17 protein-coding genes are annotated in these 20,559 nt (G+C 64.0%); 8 read left to right on the forward strand and 9 right to left on the reverse strand.

The genetic code is table 11. The features are described from left to right. The first annotated feature begins 29 nt into the window (after positions 1-29). Genes JQ863_RS11110 through JQ863_RS11125 form a run of 4 tightly spaced genes read left to right on the forward strand, consistent with a single transcriptional unit; the run spans position 30 to position 3,767 of the window. A complete protein-coding gene (locus tag JQ863_RS11110) occupies positions 30-1,550 on the forward strand; it encodes a class I adenylate-forming enzyme family protein (protein ID WP_204114336.1) in 1,521 nt (506 codons plus the stop codon). Next, positions 1,547-2,188 (forward strand): DsbA family oxidoreductase, encoded by a 642-nt coding sequence (locus JQ863_RS11115; protein ID WP_204114337.1) that lies wholly within the window; start codon positions 1,547-1,549, stop codon positions 2,186-2,188. Before JQ863_RS11110 ends, JQ863_RS11115 begins: the two co-directional genes overlap by 4 nt. Beyond that, on the forward strand, positions 2,185-2,553 hold the full coding sequence (locus tag JQ863_RS11120; protein WP_204114338.1) for a potassium channel family protein: 369 nt from the start codon (positions 2,185-2,187) through the stop codon (positions 2,551-2,553). Before JQ863_RS11115 ends, JQ863_RS11120 begins: the two co-directional genes overlap by 4 nt. Continuing rightward, positions 2,550-3,767: a multidrug effflux MFS transporter gene (locus JQ863_RS11125; RefSeq protein WP_204114339.1), complete on the forward strand. Its 1,218-nt coding sequence runs from the start codon at positions 2,550-2,552 to the stop codon at positions 3,765-3,767. The genes JQ863_RS11120 and JQ863_RS11125 overlap by 4 nt, the downstream gene beginning before the upstream one ends. Positions 3,768-3,783: 16 nt before the next feature. Here the strand turns inward: JQ863_RS11125 and JQ863_RS19540 are convergent, their stop codons facing one another. The 4 genes from JQ863_RS19540 to JQ863_RS11145 all read right to left on the reverse strand — a co-directional run bounded on the left by JQ863_RS19540 (position 3,784) and on the right by JQ863_RS11145 (position 9,924). Next, positions 3,784-5,076, reverse strand: a complete 1,293-nt coding sequence (locus tag JQ863_RS19540) for a peptidoglycan-binding protein (RefSeq protein WP_204114340.1) — start codon at positions 5,074-5,076, stop codon at positions 3,784-3,786. Between the two features lies 1 nt (position 5,077). Then, positions 5,078-5,836 carry a DUF2092 domain-containing protein gene (locus JQ863_RS11135; RefSeq protein ID WP_204114341.1) on the reverse strand — a complete coding sequence of 253 codons (759 nt, stop codon included), beginning with the start codon at positions 5,834-5,836 and terminating at the stop codon, positions 5,078-5,080. Positions 5,837-5,934: 98 nt separating this feature from the next. After that, on the reverse strand, positions 5,935-9,393 hold the full coding sequence (gene mfd / locus JQ863_RS11140; protein ID WP_204114342.1) for a transcription-repair coupling factor: 3,459 nt from the start codon (positions 9,391-9,393) through the stop codon (positions 5,935-5,937). A 6-nt stretch (positions 9,394-9,399) separates the two neighbouring features. Beyond that, on the reverse strand, positions 9,400-9,924 hold the full coding sequence (locus JQ863_RS11145; RefSeq protein WP_204115139.1) for a component of SufBCD complex: 525 nt from the start codon (positions 9,922-9,924) through the stop codon (positions 9,400-9,402). A 117-nt stretch (positions 9,925-10,041) separates the two neighbouring features. On the opposite strand from JQ863_RS11145, the gene hemB reads away from it, so the two are divergent. From hemB to JQ863_RS11160, 3 genes are all read left to right on the forward strand, one after another. Then, the gene (gene hemB / locus JQ863_RS11150; protein ID WP_204114343.1) at positions 10,042-11,034 is read left to right on the forward strand and encodes a porphobilinogen synthase; all 993 of its coding nucleotides are present in this window, start codon (positions 10,042-10,044) and stop codon (positions 11,032-11,034) included. A 116-nt stretch (positions 11,035-11,150) separates the two neighbouring features. Beyond that, a complete protein-coding gene (locus tag JQ863_RS11155) occupies positions 11,151-11,711 on the forward strand; it encodes a lipid-binding SYLF domain-containing protein (RefSeq protein ID WP_204114344.1) in 561 nt (186 codons plus the stop codon). A gap of 5 nt (positions 11,712-11,716) precedes the next feature. Continuing rightward, positions 11,717-12,496 carry an alpha/beta hydrolase family protein gene (locus JQ863_RS11160; protein WP_204114345.1) on the forward strand — a complete coding sequence of 260 codons (780 nt, stop codon included), beginning with the start codon at positions 11,717-11,719 and terminating at the stop codon, positions 12,494-12,496. Positions 12,497-12,504: 8 nt separating this feature from the next. Here JQ863_RS11160 and JQ863_RS11165 read toward each other — a convergent pair whose 3' ends face one another. After that, positions 12,505-13,377 carry an NAD(P)-dependent oxidoreductase gene (locus JQ863_RS11165; RefSeq protein ID WP_204114346.1) on the reverse strand — a complete coding sequence of 291 codons (873 nt, stop codon included), beginning with the start codon at positions 13,375-13,377 and terminating at the stop codon, positions 12,505-12,507. Positions 13,378-13,511: 134 nt separating this feature from the next. Between JQ863_RS11165 and JQ863_RS11170 the strand changes: the two genes are divergently transcribed. Continuing rightward, positions 13,512-15,980, forward strand: coding sequence for a penicillin acylase family protein (locus tag JQ863_RS11170; RefSeq protein WP_204114347.1), 2,469 nt, complete (start codon positions 13,512-13,514; stop codon positions 15,978-15,980). A 7-nt stretch (positions 15,981-15,987) separates the two neighbouring features. On the opposite strand, the gene hflX is transcribed toward JQ863_RS11170, so the two are convergent. From hflX to trkA, 4 genes are all read right to left on the reverse strand, one after another. Continuing rightward, entirely contained in the window at positions 15,988-17,259 is a 1,272-nt protein-coding gene (hflX, locus tag JQ863_RS11175) for a GTPase HflX (RefSeq protein ID WP_204114348.1), read from the reverse strand. Continuing rightward, on the reverse strand, positions 17,259-17,498 hold the full coding sequence (hfq, locus tag JQ863_RS11180; protein WP_204114349.1) for an RNA chaperone Hfq: 240 nt from the start codon (positions 17,496-17,498) through the stop codon (positions 17,259-17,261). The genes hflX and hfq overlap by 1 nt, the downstream gene beginning before the upstream one ends. A 128-nt stretch (positions 17,499-17,626) precedes the next feature. Then, positions 17,627-19,156 (reverse strand): TrkH family potassium uptake protein, encoded by a 1,530-nt coding sequence (locus JQ863_RS11185; RefSeq protein WP_204114350.1) that lies wholly within the window; start codon positions 19,154-19,156, stop codon positions 17,627-17,629. A 2-nt stretch (positions 19,157-19,158) separates the two neighbouring features. Continuing rightward, the gene (gene trkA / locus JQ863_RS11190) at positions 19,159-20,535 is read right to left on the reverse strand and encodes a Trk system potassium transporter TrkA (protein WP_204114351.1); all 1,377 of its coding nucleotides are present in this window, start codon (positions 20,533-20,535) and stop codon (positions 19,159-19,161) included. Positions 20,536-20,559: the final 24 nt, after the last annotated feature.

Genomic DNA, 20,559 nt, shown 5'->3' on the forward strand with positions numbered 1-20,559 from the left:
GTTTTTGTCCACGCCCTTAAGTGGTTGTCATGTTATCCGTTTTCGATCAAGGCCCCTGGCCCGACTGCCCCAGCCCGTTCAACATGGCCGCGCATGTGCTGGCCCATGCCGACGACATGCCCGACAAGACTGCCCTTTCGGTGGTATCCGGCAGCGGCTGCGCCGACTGGAGCTATGGCGCGATGAAACGCGCGGTTCTTGGCACTGGCGCGGGGCTTCTGGCGCGCGGGCTGGCCCCCGGCGACATCGTTCTGATGCGGCTGGGCAATGATGTCGAGTTTCCAATTGCCTATCTTGGCGCCATTGCCGTCGGGCTGGTGCCGGTGCCGACCTCGTCGCAACTGACCGACCCCGAGGTGGCGCGGATCATCGACGAATTGTCGCCCAAGGCGATCCTGCGCGACCCGGCGATTGCCTGCCCGGTCGACATGCCCCCGCAGATCATCACCACGGCGGATTTGCATGCCATGCGCGACCTGCCGCCAGCCCCGTTCCACATGGGCGACCCCGACCGGATGGCCTATGTGATCTACACCTCCGGCACCTCGGGCAGCCCGCGTGCCGTGGCCCATGCGCATCGCGCGATCTGGGCGCGGGGCATGATGCATGAGGGCTGGTATGGACTGACCGGGGATGACCGGCTGATGCATGCCGGCGCCTTCAACTGGACCTATACGCTGGGCACCGGGCTGATGGATCCCTGGACCGTGGGCGCGACCGCCCTGATCCCCGCCGCCGGGGTCGGGTTCGACCAGCTCCCGAAGCTGATCGCGCGCGAGAAGGTCACGATTTTTGCAGCCGTTCCGGGCGTTTACCGCAAGATGCTGTCGGATCACCCCGACCTGCACCTGCCCGACCTGCGCCACGGTCTGACCGCCGGAGAAAAGCTCTCGGACACGATCCGCGACGCCTGGGCCGAGGCAACAGGCGGTCAGCTCTACGAAGCCTATGGCATGTCGGAATGTTCGACCTTCATCTCCTCGAACCCCTCCGATCCAGCCCGCCCCGGCACGCTGGGCCGCCCGCAACAGGGCCGCCGCATTGCGATCATCGGTGAGGACGGCCCGGTTCCCCTTGGCGAAGAGGGCCAGATTGCCGTCTCGACCCGCGATCCCGGCCTGATGCGGGGATATCTCAATGCACCCGACGAATTTGCCGCGCGTTGTCAGGGCGACTGGTTCCTGACCGGCGATCTGGGGGTCATGGGTGCGGATTTCTGCATCGATTACACCGGCCGCGCCGATGACATGATGAATGCCGGCGGCTTCCGCGTCTCGCCCCTTGAGGTCGAGGCCAAGCTTGCCAATTTCCCCGGTCTGACGGCCATCGGCGTGACGGATGTCGAGATAAAACAGGACGTGCGCGTGATCGCCGCCTTCTATACCAGCCAGACGCCTCTGGACGAAGAGGCGCTGGCACGATATGCGGGCCAGACGCTCGCCGCCTATAAACAGCCCCGCCTCTGGCAACGGCTTGATGCGCTGCCCGTCAGCGCCAATGGCAAACTGTTGCGACGCGCCCTGCAAAAAACCTTCGAGGCCCAGCGATGATCAAGCTTGATATTCTTTCCGACCCGATTTGCCCGTGGTGCTTCATCGGCAAGACCCAGCTTGAGCGCGCGCTTGAAAAATCGCCCGAACATCCCTTTGTGATCGAATGGCACCCGTTTCAGCTGAACCCGGACATGCCCGCCGAAGGCATGGACCGCCGCGCCTATCTTGAGGCGAAATTCGGCGGCAAGGAAGGCGCCGTGAAGGTCTATGGCCAGATCGCCGCCCATGCCGAAGAGATCGGCCTGCCGATGGATTTCGGTGCGATCCAGCGCACGCCCAACACGATCGACGCCCACCGTCTGATCCACTGGGCCGGGATCGAGCAGAAGCAGAACGCCGTGGTGAACGCCCTGTTCAAGGCCTATTTCCAGGACGGCCGCGACATTGGCGATCACGAGGTTCTGGCCGATATCGCCGACAGCGCCGGGATGGATGCCGCCGTGGTGCAGCGCCTGATGGCCAGCGATGCCGACATCGACGACATCCGCGCCCGCGACGCCCACAGCCGCCAGATGGGGGTCAACTCGGTCCCGACCTTCATCGTCGACAACAAACACGCGGTGCCCGGCGCGCAGCCGGTCGACCTCTGGCTGAAGGTGATCGAGGAGATCACAGCAAACGAGCCCGACACATGACCCCGCGCGAACGCCTTGTCTTCCTGATCGGGATGCTGATCCCGATCATCGGCGGCGGCACGGTGTTCTTCCGCTATGTCGAGGGCTGGAGCTGGGTCGATGCCTATTTCTTCTCGGTCATCACCCTGTCGACGGTCGGCTACGGCCATCCCGTTCCCGACACCAATATCGGCAAGATCGGCACCACGGTCTTTGTGTTCATCGGGCTGGGGATTTTCGCGCTGGTGATCCAGCAGGTGGCCGAGGTCGCCTCGCACCGCCGCCGCAAGGGACGCTCGCGCTGGCTGTTGTCGGGGCGCAGCAAAGAAGACGAGACATCGCTGCGCGCCGATGTCGCCAACGAAGATGAGAAACCGGACGAATGACCGCCAAACTGCCAATCCCTCGCGTCGAATTTGTGGCGCTTTGTGCAATGATGTTCGCCACCATTGCCTTTTCCATCGACGCGATGCTGCCCGCCCTGCCGGAAATCGGCGAGGAACTGAGCCCCGGCAACGTCAATCGCGCCCAGTTGATCCTGACCAGTTTCGTTCTTGGCATGGGCGTCGGCACCTTTTTCACCGGCCCGCTGTCGGATGCGATGGGGCGCAAGCCGGTGGTGATCGGCGGTGCGATCCTCTACACCGTCAGCGCGGCGCTGGCATGGCGCGCGCAGTCGCTTGAACTGGTCCTTTTGGGGCGCTTCTTTCAGGGCGTCGGCGCGGCGGGACCGCGTATCGTGACGGTGGCCATCATCCGCGACCTGATGTCGGGCCGTGAAATGGCGCGGCTGGTCTCGATCGTGATGATGGTCTTCACCATCGTGCCCGCCCTCGCCCCCACGATTGGCGCAGGCATCATCGCCTTTGCGGGATGGCGCGGCGTGTTCGCGGCCTTTATCCTGTTCTCGGTCATCACCGCGCTGTGGCTGGGTCTGCGCCTGCCCGAACCCCTGGCCCGCGAGGACCGGCGTCCGTTCCAGATGAACACGCTGTTTTCCGGTGTGCGCGAGATGCTGGGCATTCCGATGGTGGTGATCTCGACCGCGGTGCAATCCCTGTGCATGGCGATGCTGTTCACGATGATTTCCTCGGTGCAGCAGATCTATGACATCACTTTCGGACGCGGCGACACGTTCCATTTGTGGTTTGGCGGCATTGCGCTTGTCTCGGCCTCGGCCTCGTTCCTGAACGCCGTTCTGGTGGTGCGGTTGGGGATGCGCCTGCTGATCACCGTCGCGCTGGGGGCGCAGATCGTGTTCTCGTTCGCGATGCTGGCCCTGTCGCTGACCCTTGCGCCGCATGGTGTCTGGCTGTTTGCCGCGTTCGTATTCTGGCAGACCACCGTGTTCTTTCAGGCCGGCATGACACTGGGCAATCTCAACGCCATGGCGATGGAGCCTCTCGGCCACATGGCAGGCACCGCCGCCAGCGTCATGGGCGCGATTTCGACGGTTCTGGGCGCCGCGCTGGCGATCCCCGTCGGCCTGGCCTTTGACGGCAGCCCGGTGCCGCTGGCCGCAGGGCTTGGCGTCGAGGCCGCAATCGGGTTCTTCCTGATGCTGTGGATCCGACGGATCGAGGCGCGCGCCACAGTCTAGGCGCGCGCCCGGTCTGTTATTCGGACTTGGGTGTGTCTTCAGGCTTTATTTCGGGTGTTTCCTCGGGCGTATCACCGTCCGAGCCGCCACCCCCGCCACTTGACGCCCCCGCAGGCGCATCCGGCGCGGGCTGGGTCTGGGACGCGTCCTGTGACGGCGCGGTGACCTCGGCCCCGGCCGGAACCTCATCGCCATATCCCAGAAGGCGCGCGGTCTCGGCATCCACGACCCCGGTCGGTTCGACCTCGCTGTCGTATTGGAACCATTGCAGCGCCGCCTCGGTTGACGAGCCGAAGATCCCGTCCGGCGTGCCAAGGTCATAGCCCAGATCGGTCAGGCGCAATTGCAGATCGCGCACCACGTCGCCGCGTGTCATCGGGTCGGTCAGGCCAAGGCCAAAGACGGTCTGCGGCTCGGCCGCGACCTCGCTTGGGGCGTCGCTGACGATTTCATAGACCTGCTGGTCCTGGTAATAGGTCGCGCGATACAGCACCCCGTTGCACAGATAGAGCGTCTCGCCCTGATCCTTGACCTTCTGGCAGTCGCCCTTGTCGGACAGGCTGTCGGTATAGACCAGCGTCGAGCCGACAACCGCGGCGGTGAAGAACCAGCCCCAGGCTGAATTCCAGTAATACCGGCCCCAGTTGTAATGCGGCGGGCGGTAATAGGGCGGCGGGCGATAGGGCGGACGGTAGCCCGGCGGACGGTGATGCGGCGGTTTCCAGCCCGGCGGACGGGATCCGGGCGGGCGCGATCCCGGCGGGCGGCCTCCCGGCGGACGGCTTGCACCGGGCGGGCGTGATCCGGGCGGGCGCTGGCCGTTGCCCGGCGGCTTCCAGCCTCCGGGACGGTCGGGGCGCGTCACGGGCTTGGTCTCGGGCCGGGGCGCGGGTTTCGTCGTCGGCCGGGTTGCGGGTTTGGTAACGGGCCGTGTCGCAGGTTTGGTGACGGGCCGCGTGGCGGGTTTGGTGACGGGCCGCGTTGCCGGTTTGGTCGAGGGACGCGTCGCCGGTTTGGTGATGGGCCGAGTCGCCGGCTTGGTAACAGGTCGCTGCGCTGGCTTGGTTGACGGCCGCGGCGCCGGTTTGATTGTCGGGCGCGGTGCCGGCTTGACCGTCGGGCGCGGGCGCGGCGCGGGCCGGGTCTTGGCCCCCGACGGACGGGCAGCGGGACGCGCCGACAGCCCGCGATCGCGGCCTTCGCCGCGCGCTTCGGCCTGCGACACCGAGAAACTCAAGCTCACAACCCCCTGCGGCGAGGTGGTGATGGCCATGGCCGCGATCAGAAATCCTGTGAAAAACCGTTTCATATCAGTCCTCCTGCCCCGGCAGGACCCTGGGCCAGCTCATCCGGTCGGCGTTTTCATCCGGCACGAATTGGAAGATGCCTTCGGGCACCTCGGGCGCAAAATCCCAGTTCTGGAAATAGGCACGATACTGCGGCCAGCCCTGGCTATAGGGATCGGTCCCCACCATCATCAAAAGACGCGGCGCGTCAGCGTCGTCGGAGATCCAGACTTGCCAGTCACTGTCGTAATTCGACAGCGCAATGTGATGCGCGCCCTCACCCGCAACCCGCGTCCAGCCAACATAGGCCACCTGTTCGGCGGCGTCGGTGTAATAGCCATCGAAACTGCGGCTCAGAACCGACCAGATCGGCAGATGCAGATCGTATTCGGCACGGACCTTGTCGACCATGTTCTCGAAACTGCCGTTCAACAGCGTCTGCGCATAGGCGTTTGCGACCGGGTCGACGATCGACAGCGTGGTGCCGTCATACCGGTATTCCCGCGTCTTTTCGCCCATCTCAGCATAGGCATAGACGCCCTGCCCCCGCACCAGAAGATTGGTGCCACTGCGCAGGAAGGTCAGCTTCTCGCGGCCATCGACCACCTCGTCAAACGAGACGAACCAGTCGACGGCGACGCTGTCGTGGTCACGCAGATAGGCCATGGCGGAATTGACGATCTCGACCGCTTCGGGGTCTTTGGCGGCAACGGGGTCATCGTCCTGCGCCACGGCCGGAACCGCCACAAGGCCGGCAAGCGCGGCGGCGGCGATCGGTCTCAAAAAGGATTTGGGTATCATGTCAGGTCCGAAAAATTGGTTTCCAGACCACCCTAGTCGCATGCCCTTCACGCTGGCAACCCGGTGACGGGCCCCGGCGGTTACTTGCCCCGTTTGGCCTTCTTTTCGTCGATGACTTTCTGAGCCAGATCGCGGGCAATGGCAAAAGCGCCCTTGATCTTGTCGGCCTCTTTCTTCCAGTCGCGGCGCACGACGATCTTGTTGTCCTTGACCTTGGCCAGCCCGCGCTGATCCTGGATGAACTGCACCAGACCTTGGGGCGAGGCGAACTTGTCATTGTGGAACTGGATCGTCGCCCCTTTGGGCCCGCCATCCAGCTTGGCAATCCCGGCCTTCTTGCACATCTCCTTGATGCGCACGATCAACAACAGCGTGTTGACCTCGCGCGGCAGTTTGCCGAAGCGATCAATCAGTTCGGCGGCGAAGCCTTCCAGTTCAACTTTGCTGTGCAACCCACTGAGTCTGCGATACAATCCCAGACGCACATCCAGATCGGGCACGTAATCCTCGGGGATCAGGACAGGCACGCCCAGATTGATCTGCGGCGCCCATTGGTCATCCGCTTCGGTCAGCCCCTCCATCTCGCCCGACTTGATCTTGGCAATCGCCTCTTCCAGCATCGACTGGTAAAGCTCATAACCGACGTCGCGCATCTGGCCTGACTGTTCCTCGCCCAAGAGGTTGCCCGCGCCGCGAATATCGAGGTCTTGGCTCGCCAGCGTGAACCCGGCGCCCAACGTGTCGAGACTGCCCAGAACCCGCAGGCGTTTTTCCGCCGCCGGGGTCAGCTTGGCGCGGGGTTTCGTGGTCAGATAGGCATAGGCGCGGGTCTTCGAGCGCCCGACCCGGCCGCGAATCTGGTAAAGCTGTGCCAGCCCGAACATGTCGGCGCGATGCACGACCATGGTGTTGGCGGTTGGAATATCCAGCCCGCTTTCGACAATCGTGGTCGCCAGCAGCACATCGAACTTGCCGTCGTAAAAGGCGTTCATGCGGCTGTCCAACTCGCCCGCCGCCATCTGGCCATGGGCGGTGACGACGCTGACCTCTGGCACCTGGTCGCGCAGGAATTCCTCGATCTCGGGCAGGTCGTTGATGCGTGGCACGACATAGAAGGACTGCCCGCCCCGGTAATGTTCCCTGAGCAGCGCCTCACGGATGGTGACGGCGTCGAACTCGCTGACATAGGTGCGGATCGCCAGCCGGTCGACCGGCGGCGTGCCGATGATCGACAGGTCCCGCACCCCCGACAGGCTGAGTTGCAGCGTGCGCGGAATCGGCGTCGCGGTCAGGGTCAGCACATGCACATCCGAGCGCAGCGCCTTGAGCCGTTCCTTGTGCCCGACACCGAAATGCTGTTCCTCGTCGACAATCAGCAGGCCAAGGTTCTTGAAGCGGATACCCTTGGCCAGCAACGCATGGGTGCCCACCACGATGTCCACCGTGCCACGGGCCAGACCGTCGCGGGTTTTCTCAGCGTCCTTGGCGCTGACAAAGCGCGACAAGCCCCTGACTTCCATGGGAAATCCGCGGAACCGTTCCTGAAAGGACTTCAGGTGCTGACGCGCCAGAAGCGTCGTTGGCGCGATCACCGCGACCTGCATACCCGACATGGCGGCGACAAAGGCGGCGCGCATCGCGACCTCGGTCTTGCCAAAGCCGACATCGCCGCAGATCAGCCGGTCCATCGGCTGCCCCGCGCCCAGATCGCCCAGCACGTCCTCGATCGCGCGCAGCTGGTCGTCGGTTTCCTGATAGGGGAAACGCGCGCAGAAGCTTTCCCACGCATGATGCTGCGGCTCCATCACTGGCGCGGTGCGCAGGGCGCGTTCGGCGGCCACCCGGATCAGCCGGTCGGCCATCTCGCGGATGCGTTCTTTCAGCTTGGCTTTCTTGGCCTGCCACGCACCGCCGCCAAGCTTGTCCAGAAGCCCCTCTTCGTGGCCGTATTTCGACAACAGTTCGATGTTTTCGACCGGCAGGTAAAGCCGTGCGTTTTCGGCATATTCAAGGCTCAGGCATTCATGCGCGGCCCCGGCTGCGGTGATGACCTCAAGCCCGTGATAGCGCCCGATACCGTGGTCGACATGGACCACCAGATCGCCGGGCGACAGGCTTTGGGCCTCGGTCAGGAAATTCTCGGCCTTGCGGCGTTTCTTGGGCGCGCGGATCAGCCGGTCGCCCAGAACGTCCTGTTCCGAAATGACAGTGATATCGGGCGTTTCATACCCATGCTCCAGCGCCAGAACCGCAAGGTAAAGCCCGCGCTTGCCGATCCTTGTCGCATCCGTGATGGCGATGGTTTCGGCCAGCCCTTCGTCCTCGATCAGACCGGCAAGCCGTTCCCGCGCCCCTTCCGAGTAGCTGGCGACCAGCACCGGGCCATCCTGCATCTTTGCGCGAATATGATCCGCCAAGGCCCCGAAAAGGCTGATGTTTTCCTGTTGGCGCTCGGGCGAGAAATTGCGCCCGATCCGTCCGCCCGCGTCGATCACCCCCGGCCCTGACGCCTGCGGCAAAGGCGAGAAGCGCAACACCCGACGCCCCGCCACCGCCTGTTCCCAGGCCGCATCGTCAAGATACAAGAGCCCCGCCGGAACGGGTTTATAGACCGTGTCCAGCCGGCTGCGGTTTGCCTGTGCCAGACGGCGGGTCTCATACTGGTCGGCAATCGTGTCCCACCGCGCCAGCCGGATCGGATCAACCTGATCGTCCTGCGTGATCGTGGCCTTGGGCAGATAGTCAAACAAGGTCTCAAGATGGTCGTGAAAGAACGGCAGCCAATGCTCCACGCCCTGATGCTTGCGGCCCGCGCTGACCGCTTCATATAGCGGGTCGTCGGTCCCCGCCGCACCAAACTCGATCCGGTAATTCTGGCGGAACCGGGTGATGGCGGGGTCATCCAGAATGACCTCGCTCACCGGGGCCAGTTCGATCATGTCGAGCTTTTCGGTGGTGCGCTGGGTCGCGGGATCAAAGCGCCGCGCCCCGTCCAGCACGTCGCCAAACAGGTCCAGCCGCACCGGGCCGCTGTCGCCGGGGGGATAGATGTCGATGATGCCGCCGCGTATGGCATAGTCGCCCGGCTCCATCACCGTCGGCGCCTGTGAGAACCCCATGCGCACAAGGAAGGCACGCAGGGCGTCCTCGTCTATGCGGCGGCCGACATGGGCGGTGAACGCCGCCTCGCGCAGCACCTCGCGTGCGGGCACCCGCTGGGTCGCGGCATTGACCGTGGTCAGAAGCACATATTGCGACGGCATCCCGTGGACCAGCCCCGCCAACGTCGCCATCCGCGCCGCCGAGATATCGGCATTGGGCGACACGCGGTCATACGGCAGGCAATCCCAGCCCGGAAAGGTCACAACCGGCATGTCCGGCGCGAAAAAGGCCAGCGCCGCCTGCATCGCCGCCAGCCGCTTGTCGTCGCGGGCCACGTGAATCACCGGGCCGCCGGACTTGGCGACCTCGTCCAGGATCAGCCGCGCATCAAAGCCTTCGGGCGCGCCACCGACGCGGATATGAGATGTGCCGTCCATGTCGCATTACCCCAGAGGGGACCCCTGGAAGTTCTGATACATGCCCCACATCGCCGTGCAGAAGATCGCAACCATGCCGATAAGCTGGGTATAGAACCGGTGCCGGGCAAGGCGTTTGAACAGCAAATCGCCGCTGGCGCCCTCATCCTGGATACGGCGGGCGGTGGACAGGCTCATCATGCCGACCAGCGCGCCGGGGAACATCAGGCAGAACACCGCCTGGGCAAATTCGAACCCATAGACAAAACCAGTGACCGCCAGCGTCGTCAGCACGAAACAGGCAATGGCCAGCACCCACAACCCGGCCTCGCGTCCGATATGCAAAAGGCGGTTGGTGTTGATGCGCACGATGTCTTCAAGGTCTTCCTGCGCCGCGCCGCCGCGCCGCCGCGCCCTGAGAACAAGGTCATAGGGCACGCCCAGCACCCAATGGCTGACCGACGACCACATCACCGCAAGCGCGATCCAGAACCAGAGGTTCGAGAAAGAGCGCATGTCGATCTGTTCATAAAGGGTCTGGTAGAGGTCCAAGGCAGCTGCTCGTCTCGTGGTTTCCATTTCACATACAAGCCCCATGCGGCAATTCCTAGCCTTGAGCGGCGACAAAATTCATGGCAGGTCAGGGCCGATCAGATCAGAGGTTCCACGATGCCCGCTTCCTTCCCTGCCGCCCGCTACCGCCGCACCCGCCAATCGGCGGCCATTCGCGGGCTTGTGCGCGAAAACACCCTGACCACGGATGACCTGATCTGGCCGGTCTTCGTGCGCGATGGCGAAGGGGTCGAGGAACCCGTGCCGTCGATGCCCGGCGTGGTCCGCCGATCGGTCGACAAGATCGTCGAGGCGGCGATCGAGGCGCATGCCCTTGGTATTCCCGCGGTCTGCCTCTTTCCCTATACCGATCCGTCGCTCAAGACCGAGGATTGCGCCGAGGCGTGGAACCCCGACAACCTGTCGAACCGTGCCATCCGCGCGATCAAGGCGGCGGTGCCTGACCTCCTGGTGATGACCGACGTGGCGCTGGACCCCTATAATATCAACGGGCATGACGGCTATGTCGTCGATGGCGAGATCGTCAATGACGAAACCGTCGAGGCGCTGGTCAAGATGACCATGGCCCAGGCCGACGCCGGTGCGGATATCATCGGCCCCAGCGACATGATGGATGGCCGGATCGGGGCGATGCGGTCGGCGCTGGAATCGGCGGGCCACAAGAACGTGATGATCCTGTCCTATGCGGCGAAATACGCCTCGGCGTTTTACGGCCCGTTCCGCGATGCCGTCGGTGCGTCGGGGGCGCTGAAAGGCGACAAGAAGACCTATCAGATGGACCCCGCGAACAGTGACGAGGCGCTGCGCCTGATCGAGCGTGACCTGAACGAGGGCGCGGATATGGTCATGGTCAAACCGGGCATGCCCTATCTGGATATCTGCCGTCGCGCCAAGGACACCTTTGGCGCGCCGACCTATGCCTATCAGGTGTCGGGCGAATACGCGATGATCCAGGCGGCGGCCCAGAACGGCTGGCTGGACGGCGAAAAGGCGATGCTGGAAAGCCTGATGTGTTTCAAGCGCGCAGGCTGTGACGGCGTACTGACCTATTTTGCGCCGGCGGTCGCCAGGATCCTGAACGGGCGTTAAGTTGCTGATCCGACTGGCTTCCTAGTGACAGCGGCGCACATGCTGCGTATAGTGGCGGCCAGCGACCGGGAATCCGGCGACATTTTTTCGGGCAGAACTGGAACAGGCACAGTATCATGACCAACTTGACACGACGCGGCTTTGCGTTTGGGGCTTTGGCCGGCGCAGGCGTAACGGCTGCTTGCGGCAATGGCATCGGCAATTCGAACGCACAGGTGATCGACGCACGGGTCGCCGAGACCCTGAACTATCTTTATACCAATTATCCCAACACCTTGGACCTTGGAAACAACGCAAAAGGCGTGCTGGTCATGCCGGTTGTGACCGAGGCGGGCCTGGGGTTTGGCGGCGGCTATGGCCAGGGGGCGCTGCAGGTAAACGGCACCTCGGTCGACTATTACTCGGCCACCAAAGGCAGCGTCGGGCTGCAGTTCGGCGCCTCGCAGCACGCCCATGTGCTGTTCTTCATGACCGAAGGCGCGCTGAGCCAGTTCCGCTCGTCCTCGGGCTGGGCGGTGGGCGCCAATGTGAAATACGTGGTTGTCGACGAGGGCGGCGCCGCGATTGCCGAAACCACGAATATCCTGCAACCGGTGGTCGCGGTGATCTTTGGCCAGGCCGGGATCAAGCTGGGCGTGACGCTGGAAGGCACGAAATACAACCGCATCATTCCCTGACCTGCGTGCGGGTCGAACGGGACATCCCATATGCCGCGCCATCCGGTGACATGCCGGGGGCGCGGCTTTGTTTTGACCTCTACCTGCCAGAGACAACCCCAAAGCGGGTGGTTCTGTTTGCCCATGGCGGCGGTTTCTTCAAAGGCGACCGCGTGGCGGGTCTGCGCCCGGCGCTGCGCGACAGGCTGGTCGCCGAGGGCTTTGCGCTGGCCTCGATCAGCTATCGTCTTGGCACGCCGTTGACCGCTTTTGCCGCTGACGAACAACGGCAGATCCGCGCCAATATGAAACGCGCCAAGGCAACCGGGCTGCCCCTGTCCCGGCGGCTGTGCGGCGCCGCGTTCGAGGCCGCGCGGCGCGACATGGCGCGGGCTGTGACTCACCTGAACGCCCTGTCGCAGGACATTGATGCAAAAGAAAAAATACCTGCCGTGGTCGGCGTATCCGCTGGCGGGATCGCGGCGCTCAGCCTGGCGTCGGAACCTGTTTCTGACCGGTTCCCGCAGCCACCGGCAAGTGTCGTCACCCTGTCCGCCGCCATCGTGCGGCCATGGGCGCTTGGGCCCGCTACACGTCCCGCATTGATGCTGCATTCCGTGTTCGACCGGGTGATCCCGCCGCAGGCCGCAGAGATGGCCCGCGACGCCGCAACCCAAGAAGCCGCGCCCGTGTCGGTCCTGACCTGCGCCCGCAAAGGGCATAACCAGACCATCGACGCGCTTCTGGAAGACCGCGACGAAACGGGCGCGACCTACTTCAGCCGCGCCCTGCAATATCTTGAATAGAAACGGTTTTACCCAAGCGCCTGAAGACGCTTGAACAGGCTGGAGGTATCCCAGCGCCCGCCGCCCATCTTCTGCACATCCTTGTAGAACTGATCGACCAGCGCGGTGACAGGCAGGCTGGCCCCGGTCTCGTCCGCAGTATCAAGGCAGATACCCAGATCCTTGCGCATCCAGTCGACGGCAAAGCCGTGGTTGAACGCGTCATCCGCCATGGTGCCGTGACGGTTCACCATCTGCCAGCTGCCCGCCGCGCCGCCCTGGATCACGTCGACGACCTCGCGGATGTCCAGCCCGGCCTTCTCGGCAAAATGCAGCCCCTCGGAGAGACCCTGCACCAGCCCGGCGATGCAGATCTGGTTCACCATCTTGGTCAGCTGTCCCGCGCCGCTGTCGCCCAGCCGTTTCACCGTGCGGCCATAAGCCTGCATAATCGGCTCGGCTGCGTCATAGGCCGCCGCGTCGCCGCCGCACATGATCGACAGGACGCCGTTCTCGGCCCCCGCCTGACCACCCGAAACCGGCGCGTCCACGAAGGCCACGCCGATCTCTTGCCCCGCGGCGTAAAGCTCGCGGGTGACCTTGGCCGAAACCGTGGTGTGATCGACAAAGATCGCGCCATCCCGCATCCCGGCAAAGGCCCCGTCCGCCCCAAGGCAGACGCCGCGCAGGTCGTCGTCATTGCCGACACAGGCCATCACGAAATCCGCCCCTTCCGCCGCCTCACGCGGGGTTGCGGCAAAGGCGCCGCCATGTTCCTTGGCCCATTTCTGCGCCTTGGCCGTGGTGCGGTTATAGACAGTGACCGCATGGCCCGCCTTCTGCAAATGCCCGGCCATCGGGTATCCCATGACCCCCAGCCCCAGAAACGTTACCTTCGCCATCCCGTCATCCTTCCTGATTTTTTGTCGTGGGCCGTGGCCCGCGCGTATCCTGACCCTGTTGTTTTCCAATGGCAAAGGATAGATATCAAGGGACAAAACGGCGACGGGCCCGACGCGGCCCAAGAGGGAGCGACATGGGCACATTCATTCGATGGATGATCCGCATTGCGGGCGGGCTGGTGCTGTTGGTGGTGCTGGCGGTGGGGATTGTCTATTACCTCGCCTCGCGGTCACTGCCGGATTACGACAAGACCCTGCGCACCGCCGGGGTGCATGTCCCGGTCGAGATCGTGCGCAACAACGCCAACGTGCCGCATATCTTCGCCGAGGATGACCGCGACGTGTTTTTCGCGCTGGGCTATGCCCATGCGCAGGATCGTCTCTGGCAGATGGTCACGCTGCGCCGCACCGCGCAAGGGCGACTGTCCGAGGTCTTTGGCCTGCCGACGGTCGAGATCGACAAGCTGCTGCGGCGCTTCGACCTTTACGGGCTGGCGGTGCAGTCGGCGCAGGTGCAGGACGACCGCACCACCGCGATCCTGCGCGCCTATGCCAACGGGGTGAACACCCGCATCGACGAGGTCAACCAGAAGGCGCTGGGCCGTGGCGCGCCCGAGATGTTCCTGTTCAACGCCCCTGTCGCGCCGTGGCAGCCCGCCGATTCCATCGCCATCCAGAAAGTCATGGCCCTGCAACTTTCTGGCCACCTTGAATCCGAGGTGATCCGGGCGCGGCTGACACTGGCCCTGCCGGATATCGAACGGCTGTCGGACATCCTGCCCGATTTCCCCGGCCCCGGCGTTGCCGCGCTGCCGGAATATGCCGCGCTGATGCCCAAAGGCCCAACGCATTACGCCGCCGCGCCGAAGCCTGCGAAACACCCGCTGTCACCGTTCCACCAGCGCGGGCTGGCGGGGGCATCCAACGCCTGGGCCGCGGCGCCGGACCGCTCGGCCTCGGGCGGGACGCTTCTGGCCAATGACCCGCATCTGGGCCTTTCGGCCCCGGCGATCTGGTATCTGGCGCGGTTAGAGCTGTCGTCGGGCGGGGTGATCGGCGGCACCATTCCCGGCATGCCGCTGGTGCTGGTGGGGCGGTCGGACCGCATGGGCTGGGGGCTGACCTCGGCCTATGTCGACGATCAGGACGTCTTTATCGAGGAACTGAACCCGGAAAACCCCGAGGAATACCGCACGCCCAACGGGTTCAAGCCCTTCGTGACGCGCAAGTCCATCGTCAATATCAAGGACCATGACCCGGTGACGCTGACCCTGCGCTGGACCCAGAACGGCCCGGTCCTGCCGGGCACGCATTACGATCTGGGCACGGTGACACCGCCGGGCCATGTTGCCGCGCTGGGCTGGACCGCGCTCAGCCCCGCCGACACGTCAATGAGCGCCGCGATCAACCTGCTTTACAGCGACACGATCGACGAGGCGATTGCCGGGATGGAAGGCTTCATCGCGCCAGCCCAGAACCTGACCCTTGCCGATGCCACGTCGATCGCGATGAAAACCATCGGCGTCATTCCCCGCCGCGATGCCGCGCACCGGACGCAAGGCCGCCTGCCCGCGCTGGGCTGGCGGGCCGAAAACCGCTGGAACGGTCGCCTGCCCTATGCCTCGAACCCGGCCTTCATCCGGCCCGTCGGCGGCATCGTCGGCAACACCAACAACAAGATCCTCGACCGCCCCTTCCCGTTGCATGTCAGTTTCGTCTGGGGCGACAGCCAGCGCATCCAGCGCTGGGAACGGCTGATGCAGGGGCGCGAGGTGCACACCCGCGACAGTTTCATCGAGGCCCAGACCGACACCGTCAGCCAGGCGGCGCGGTCGCTTCTGCCGCTGGTGGGGGCCGACCTGTGGTTCACCGGGGCCGCCGCCCCGGACGGCACCCTGGAGCGCCAGCGCCAGCGCGCCCTTGCGCTTCTGGCCGAGTGGAACGGCGAAATGAACGAACACCTGCCCGAACCGCTGCTTTACGCGGCGTGGATGCGGGCGCTGCAGACCCGGCTTCTGAAGGATGACCTGGGGCCGCTGGAAAAGGAATTCCCGCATCTTCAGCCGCTGTTCATCGAACGCGTGTTCCGCGATGTCGATGGTGCGGGGGAATGGTGCGACGTCCGTCAGTCCGCCCCGATCGAGACCTGCACCGAGATCGCGCAACAGGCGCTCGATGACGCGCTGATCTGGATCGAAGAGAAATATGGCACCCAGATCGAATCCCTGCGCTGGGGCGACGCGCATCAGGCCACCCACGATCACCAGGTTCTGGGCGAAGTGCCGCTTCTCAAGTTCTTCGTCAACATCCGCCAGTCAACCAGCGGCGGTGACAATACCCTGCTCAGAGGGCGCACCTCGGGCACCGGGCCGGATCCGTTCCAGAACGTGCATGCGGCGGGGTATCGCGGGGTCTACGATTTTGCCGATCCCGACAGCTCGGTCTTCGTGATCTCGACCGGGCAATCGGGCCATTTCCTGTCCCGCCACTATGACGACCTGTCGCTGTTGTGGCGGCGCGGCGAGTATATCCCGATGTCGCTGGACGAAGGCCTTGCGCGGGCGGCGGCGGTGGGCGTGACGCGGCTGGTGCCGGTGGAGTAGGCGCCGCCTATATCCCCTCGAACTTCCGCTGTTGCCTTGCGGTCCAGCGCACGGTCAGGTGGAAGCCGTCTTCGTCCTGCTGTTCGTCCTCGACCACGCCTTCGTTGAACAGCCAGGCGCGTTTTTTGCCCTCGTTGAAGCCAAGTGTCAGCGTCGCCTCGACCCGTTCGCCTTCCAGTGCGTCCTTGATGGCGTCGGTCAGGGTTTCCAGCCCTTCGCCCGTCACCGCCGAGATCGCGATGATCTGGTCGTCGCGGGCGGCGCGTTCGCGGATGGCGGCGGCCTCATCCTCGGGCAGAAGGTCGATCTTGTTCCAGACCTCGATCTGCGGCGTGCCGCGCCCGACGCCAAGCGAGGTCAGGATTTCCTGCACATCCTCGGCCTGAAGCGTGGTTTCGGGGTGGCTGATGTCGCGCACATGGCAAATCAGGTCGGCGGCCAGCACCTCTTCCAGCGTGGCTCGGAAGGCGGCGACCAGTTCGGTCGGCAGGTCGGAAATGAACCCCACCGTGTCCGAGAGGATAATCTCGGGGCCATCGACAAGCTGAAGCGAGCGCATGGTCGGATCGAGCGTGGCAAACAGCATGTCCTTGGCCATGACATCCGCCCCGGTCACGTGGTTGAACAGGGTCGATTTCCCGGCGTTGGTATAACCCACCAGCGCCACGATCGGGAACGGCACCTTGGCGCGTCCGGCGCGGTGCAATTCGCGGGTCTTGACCACCTTGGCCAGTTGGCGGCGCAGGCTGTTCAGCTGTTCGTCGATGGCGCGGCGGTCGGCCTCGATCTGGGTCTCACCGGGGCCGCCGACAAAACCAAGCCCGCCGCGTTGGCGTTCAAGGTGGGTCCAGGCGCGCACCAGACGGGTGCGCTGATAGGAGAGCGCCGCCATCTCGACCTGCAACACCCCTTCACGGGTGCGGGCGCGGTCGCTGAAAATCTCAAGGATCAGCCCGGTCCGGTCCAGAAGCTTGACGCCCCAGGCCTTTTCAAGGTTCCTCTGCTGCACCGGGGTCACGGAGCCGTCGATCAGCACCAGTTCGACCTCGGCCGCCTTCAGACGGGCCTTGATCTCGTCGATCTTGCCCGAGCCGAACAGCATGCCGGGATGCAGTTTCGGCAGGCGCACGACCTCGGATCCCAGAACCTCGATATCCGGCAGGGCGGCGGCAAGCGACACGGCCTCATCCAGCGCGCGCACAGGGTCGCGGCGCTTGTGGGCGGTTTTCAATTCGGGATGCAACACCCAGGCACGGGTTACGTGCCTATCATGGTCCATCAATTCTGGTCTTCACCTTCATAAAGCGAGATCGGCTGCGCCGGCATGATGGTCGAAATCGCGTGCTTGTAAACAAGCTGGCTTTGCCCGTCACGGCGCAAAAGAACGCAGAAATTGTCGAACCAGGTGATCACACCCTGGAGTTTCACGCCATTGATCAGGAAGATCGTCACCGGAACCTTGGTCTTACGGACATGGTTCAGAAATGCGTCTTGGAGATTTTGTCGGTCCGAAGCCATCGCAAATAGAGCCCTTTGTTCTTGTTTCTTGCCGCGGGTTCAAATCATTACGACACAGTATGAGGTGCGGAAAACCAAGTTTCCACCCCCAATCCCTGTTCGTCACCATCCCAAATGCGCCAAGCGTATCATTTCTGCCATAACTCTGGCGACATCAGCGCGATAATTGCAAGTGTTTCCATGCGACCCAGCACCATCGCCGCGCATAAAACCGATTTGACCGAGGTCGAATAGGTCGAAATCAGAACCGGGGTCTCGTCTGCGATCTGGCTGAGCGGCCCGGTGGTCGTCAGGGATGACACCGCAAGCAGCATCGCATGTTCGAAATCCACGCCGAATCCCGACAGGGTTGCCACGATCACCGCAAGCGAGATTGCAAACAGCATGAAGAACACCCAGGCGATCACCGCCCCCTTGCGGCGGATACGCTGGCGTTCCTTGCGGCTGGCCACGACGATCGAAGGATGCACAAGCTTCTGCATTTCGCCATAGCCCTGCAGATAGAGGACATAGACCCGCAGCAGCTTGACCCCGCCTGCCGTGGTCGCGACGCCGCCGCCCACAATCGCCAGCCCCATCAGGATGATCCCCGTGGTATGCAACCCGGACCAGTCCGTCGCCACGTGCCATTCATGGCTTTCAAACCCGGTTGTGGTCAGGAAGCTCATCACCGTGAACACCGACCCCCACAGCGCAAGAAGCGCGGCAGAGACGTCGCGGACCTCGTCCACCTCATAGGCGCCGACCCAGTGGCGCAGGAACAGCAAAGTCGGTGCCAGCACCACGATTATCAGGCCCAGACGGAACTCGGGGTCGGAAAACAGCCGGCGCTGGCCAAAGCCCCCCACCGCGCCGCCCTTGTCGGTGGAAAACGTCAGCCGTGACAAGGCAAAGAACAGGAACAGGAAAATCACGATCTCGCCGGGGATGCCTGACCCGGCCTCGGGCAGGCCACCGATGGGAGAGATGCCGCTGGTCGACATGACTGCCATCGCGTGCATGCAGGCGACAAGCGGGCGGTCGCCCAGAACCAGCAGCATGACCCACAGGGCCAGCGTCAGCCCGGCATAGATCGGGATCAGCGCCGCTGCCGTGCGCTGCCAGCGTTTCATCGGGTCGGCCACCTGCATCTGTCCGCGCATCGTGTCGGCCTGCCCCGGCTCCCCTTGCGTCGTGACCTCGTACCCGCCAAGGCTGAGCGGGGCAAAGACCGCAGCCGCCGCGATCCACATGATCAACCCGCCGCACCATCCGACAAGCCCGCGCCACAGGTGCAGCGCGGGGGACAGGCGCTCGGGATCGCCGAACACGGTGGCGCCGGTGGTGGTCAGGCTTGAGACCATCTCGAAATAGGCATTGAAAAACGTCGTCGTCTGCAACCCCTCGGCAAAGGGCACGGCAAGGAAAACCGGCAGCAGGGTGAAACTGAGAAACAGCGCCCGCAGGTGTTGCAGGGGGGTCTGCATTTCGTGCTGATCGCCAAGCGCAATGGCAATCAGGAAGAACACCGCGATCAACAGCGTCCCCGAATAAAGGAAACTGCGCCCGACGTGAAAATCCGCGCCGGAATAGGCCAGTCCTGCGGGCACGAACATCATCAGCCCGGACGCCCCCAGCATCAGGAGGAACAGGGGAAGTTTTCCGATCCGCGCCAGCATCGTCAGAAAAAGTCGATCGAGACCTGCAGCAGGCGCTCGACCTCGGGCACGTCATCGGCCATCGAGAACAGGGCGATCACGTCGCCCTCTTCGATCCGGGTCGTGCCCAGCGGCTTGACGATCTCATCGCCTTTTCGGATCGCGCCGATCAGCACGCCTTCGGGGAAGGAAATGTCGCGCACCAGCTGCCCGGCAATGGGTGAGGTCGACAGGACCTCGGCCTCGATGACCTCGGCCTCGGCGTCGCCGATGGAATAGACGCCTTTCACCCGGCCATGGCGGATGTGGCGCAGGATTGAACTGACGGTGGTGGCGCGCGGGTTGATATAGGCGTCGATCCCCAGGGGCGACATCAGCGGCACAAGGGTCGGGTCGTTGATCAGCGCGATGGTCATCGAACAGCCCGCCGATTTCGCCCGCACCGCCGCCAGAAGGTTGGTCTTGTCGTCATTGGTCACCGCCAGAACCGCATCCGTCCGCTCGATCCCCGCCTCGGACAGAAGCGCGGCATCCAGACCGTCGCCATTCAGCACGATCGTGCGCTCCAGCGCCTCGGCTGAACGTTCGGCGATCTTGCGGTCGCGTTCGATCACCTTGACGCGGATGCGGTCGGCGCGGCTTTCCATCTGCTGCGCCACGGTCAGGCCGACATTACCGCCACCGATGATGATGACCCGGTCCTGTTTCTTCTGGCTCTTGCCGAATACCTCAAGCGTGCGGCCGACGTCCTCGGTGAAGGTAAAGACATAGATGTCATCCCCGGCAAACAGCTGATCCCCCGCTTCGGGCGCAAAAAGCGTGCCGTCACGCCGCACCCCGACCACCACGGCGCGCAGGGTCAAAAACAGGTCATTGAGCTGACGCAGGGGTGTGTTCAGAACCGGGCAATCTTCGTCCAGAGACAGGCCCAGCATCTGGACGCGGCCATCAAGGAAGGTCTCGGTATCAAAGGCGGATGGCGCCGACAGCCGCTTCAGGGCGGCCTCGGCAACCTCTTTCTCGGGGCTGATCACCACGTCGATGGGCAGGTGGTCGCGGCGGTAGAGGTCGGAATAGATCGCATCGAGGTAGGATTGCGAGCGCAGACGCGCAACCTTGCGCGGCACCCGGAACACCGAATGGGCCACCTGGCAGGTGACCATGTTGACCTCGTCGGAATAGGTCGCGGCGATGATCATATCCGCATCCCCTGCCCCGGCGCGGTCCAGAACATCAGGGTAACTGGCAAAGCCCGCGATCCCCTGCACATCCAGCGTATCCGTCGCACGGCGCACCAGGTCGGGGTTGTTGTCCACCACCGTCACATCGTTGCGTTCACCGGACAGGTGGCGTGCGATCTGCCAACCCACCTGGCCGGCACCGCAGATAATGACCTTCATGGCATTCCCCTCAAGGCTTGGATC

The organism is Shimia biformata, assembly GCF_016888515.1.
In the GTDB taxonomy this organism is placed as follows: Bacteria; Pseudomonadota; Alphaproteobacteria; order Rhodobacterales; family Rhodobacteraceae; genus Shimia_A; species Shimia_A biformata.

Bases quoted from the DNA above. Each gene is read 5' to 3' on its own strand.
- JQ863_RS11110 (WP_204114336.1), top strand. From the start codon at position 30: ATGTTATCCGTTTTCGATCAAGGCCCCTGGCCCGACTGCCCCAGCCCG.
- JQ863_RS11115 (WP_204114337.1), top strand. From the start codon at position 1,547: ATGATCAAGCTTGATATTCTTTCCGACCCGATTTGCCCGTGGTGCTTC.
- JQ863_RS11120 (WP_204114338.1), top strand. From the start codon at position 2,185: ATGACCCCGCGCGAACGCCTTGTCTTCCTGATCGGGATGCTGATCCCG.
- JQ863_RS11125 (WP_204114339.1), top strand. From the start codon at position 2,550: ATGACCGCCAAACTGCCAATCCCTCGCGTCGAATTTGTGGCGCTTTGT.
- JQ863_RS19540 (WP_204114340.1), bottom strand. From the start codon at position 5,076: ATGAAACGGTTTTTCACAGGATTTCTGATCGCGGCCATGGCCATCACC.
- mfd (WP_204114342.1), bottom strand. From the start codon at position 9,393: ATGGACGGCACATCTCATATCCGCGTCGGTGGCGCGCCCGAAGGCTTT.
- hemB (WP_204114343.1), top strand. From the start codon at position 10,042: ATGCCCGCTTCCTTCCCTGCCGCCCGCTACCGCCGCACCCGCCAATCG.
- JQ863_RS11155 (WP_204114344.1), top strand. From the start codon at position 11,151: ATGACCAACTTGACACGACGCGGCTTTGCGTTTGGGGCTTTGGCCGGC.
- JQ863_RS11165 (WP_204114346.1), bottom strand. From the start codon at position 13,377: ATGGCGAAGGTAACGTTTCTGGGGCTGGGGGTCATGGGATACCCGATG.
- JQ863_RS11170 (WP_204114347.1), top strand. From the start codon at position 13,512: ATGGGCACATTCATTCGATGGATGATCCGCATTGCGGGCGGGCTGGTG.
- hflX (WP_204114348.1), bottom strand. From the start codon at position 17,259: ATGGACCATGATAGGCACGTAACCCGTGCCTGGGTGTTGCATCCCGAA.
- hfq (WP_204114349.1), bottom strand. From the start codon at position 17,498: ATGGCTTCGGACCGACAAAATCTCCAAGACGCATTTCTGAACCATGTC.
- JQ863_RS11185 (WP_204114350.1), bottom strand. From the start codon at position 19,156: ATGCTGGCGCGGATCGGAAAACTTCCCCTGTTCCTCCTGATGCTGGGG.
- trkA (WP_204114351.1), bottom strand. From the start codon at position 20,535: ATGAAGGTCATTATCTGCGGTGCCGGCCAGGTGGGTTGGCAGATCGCA.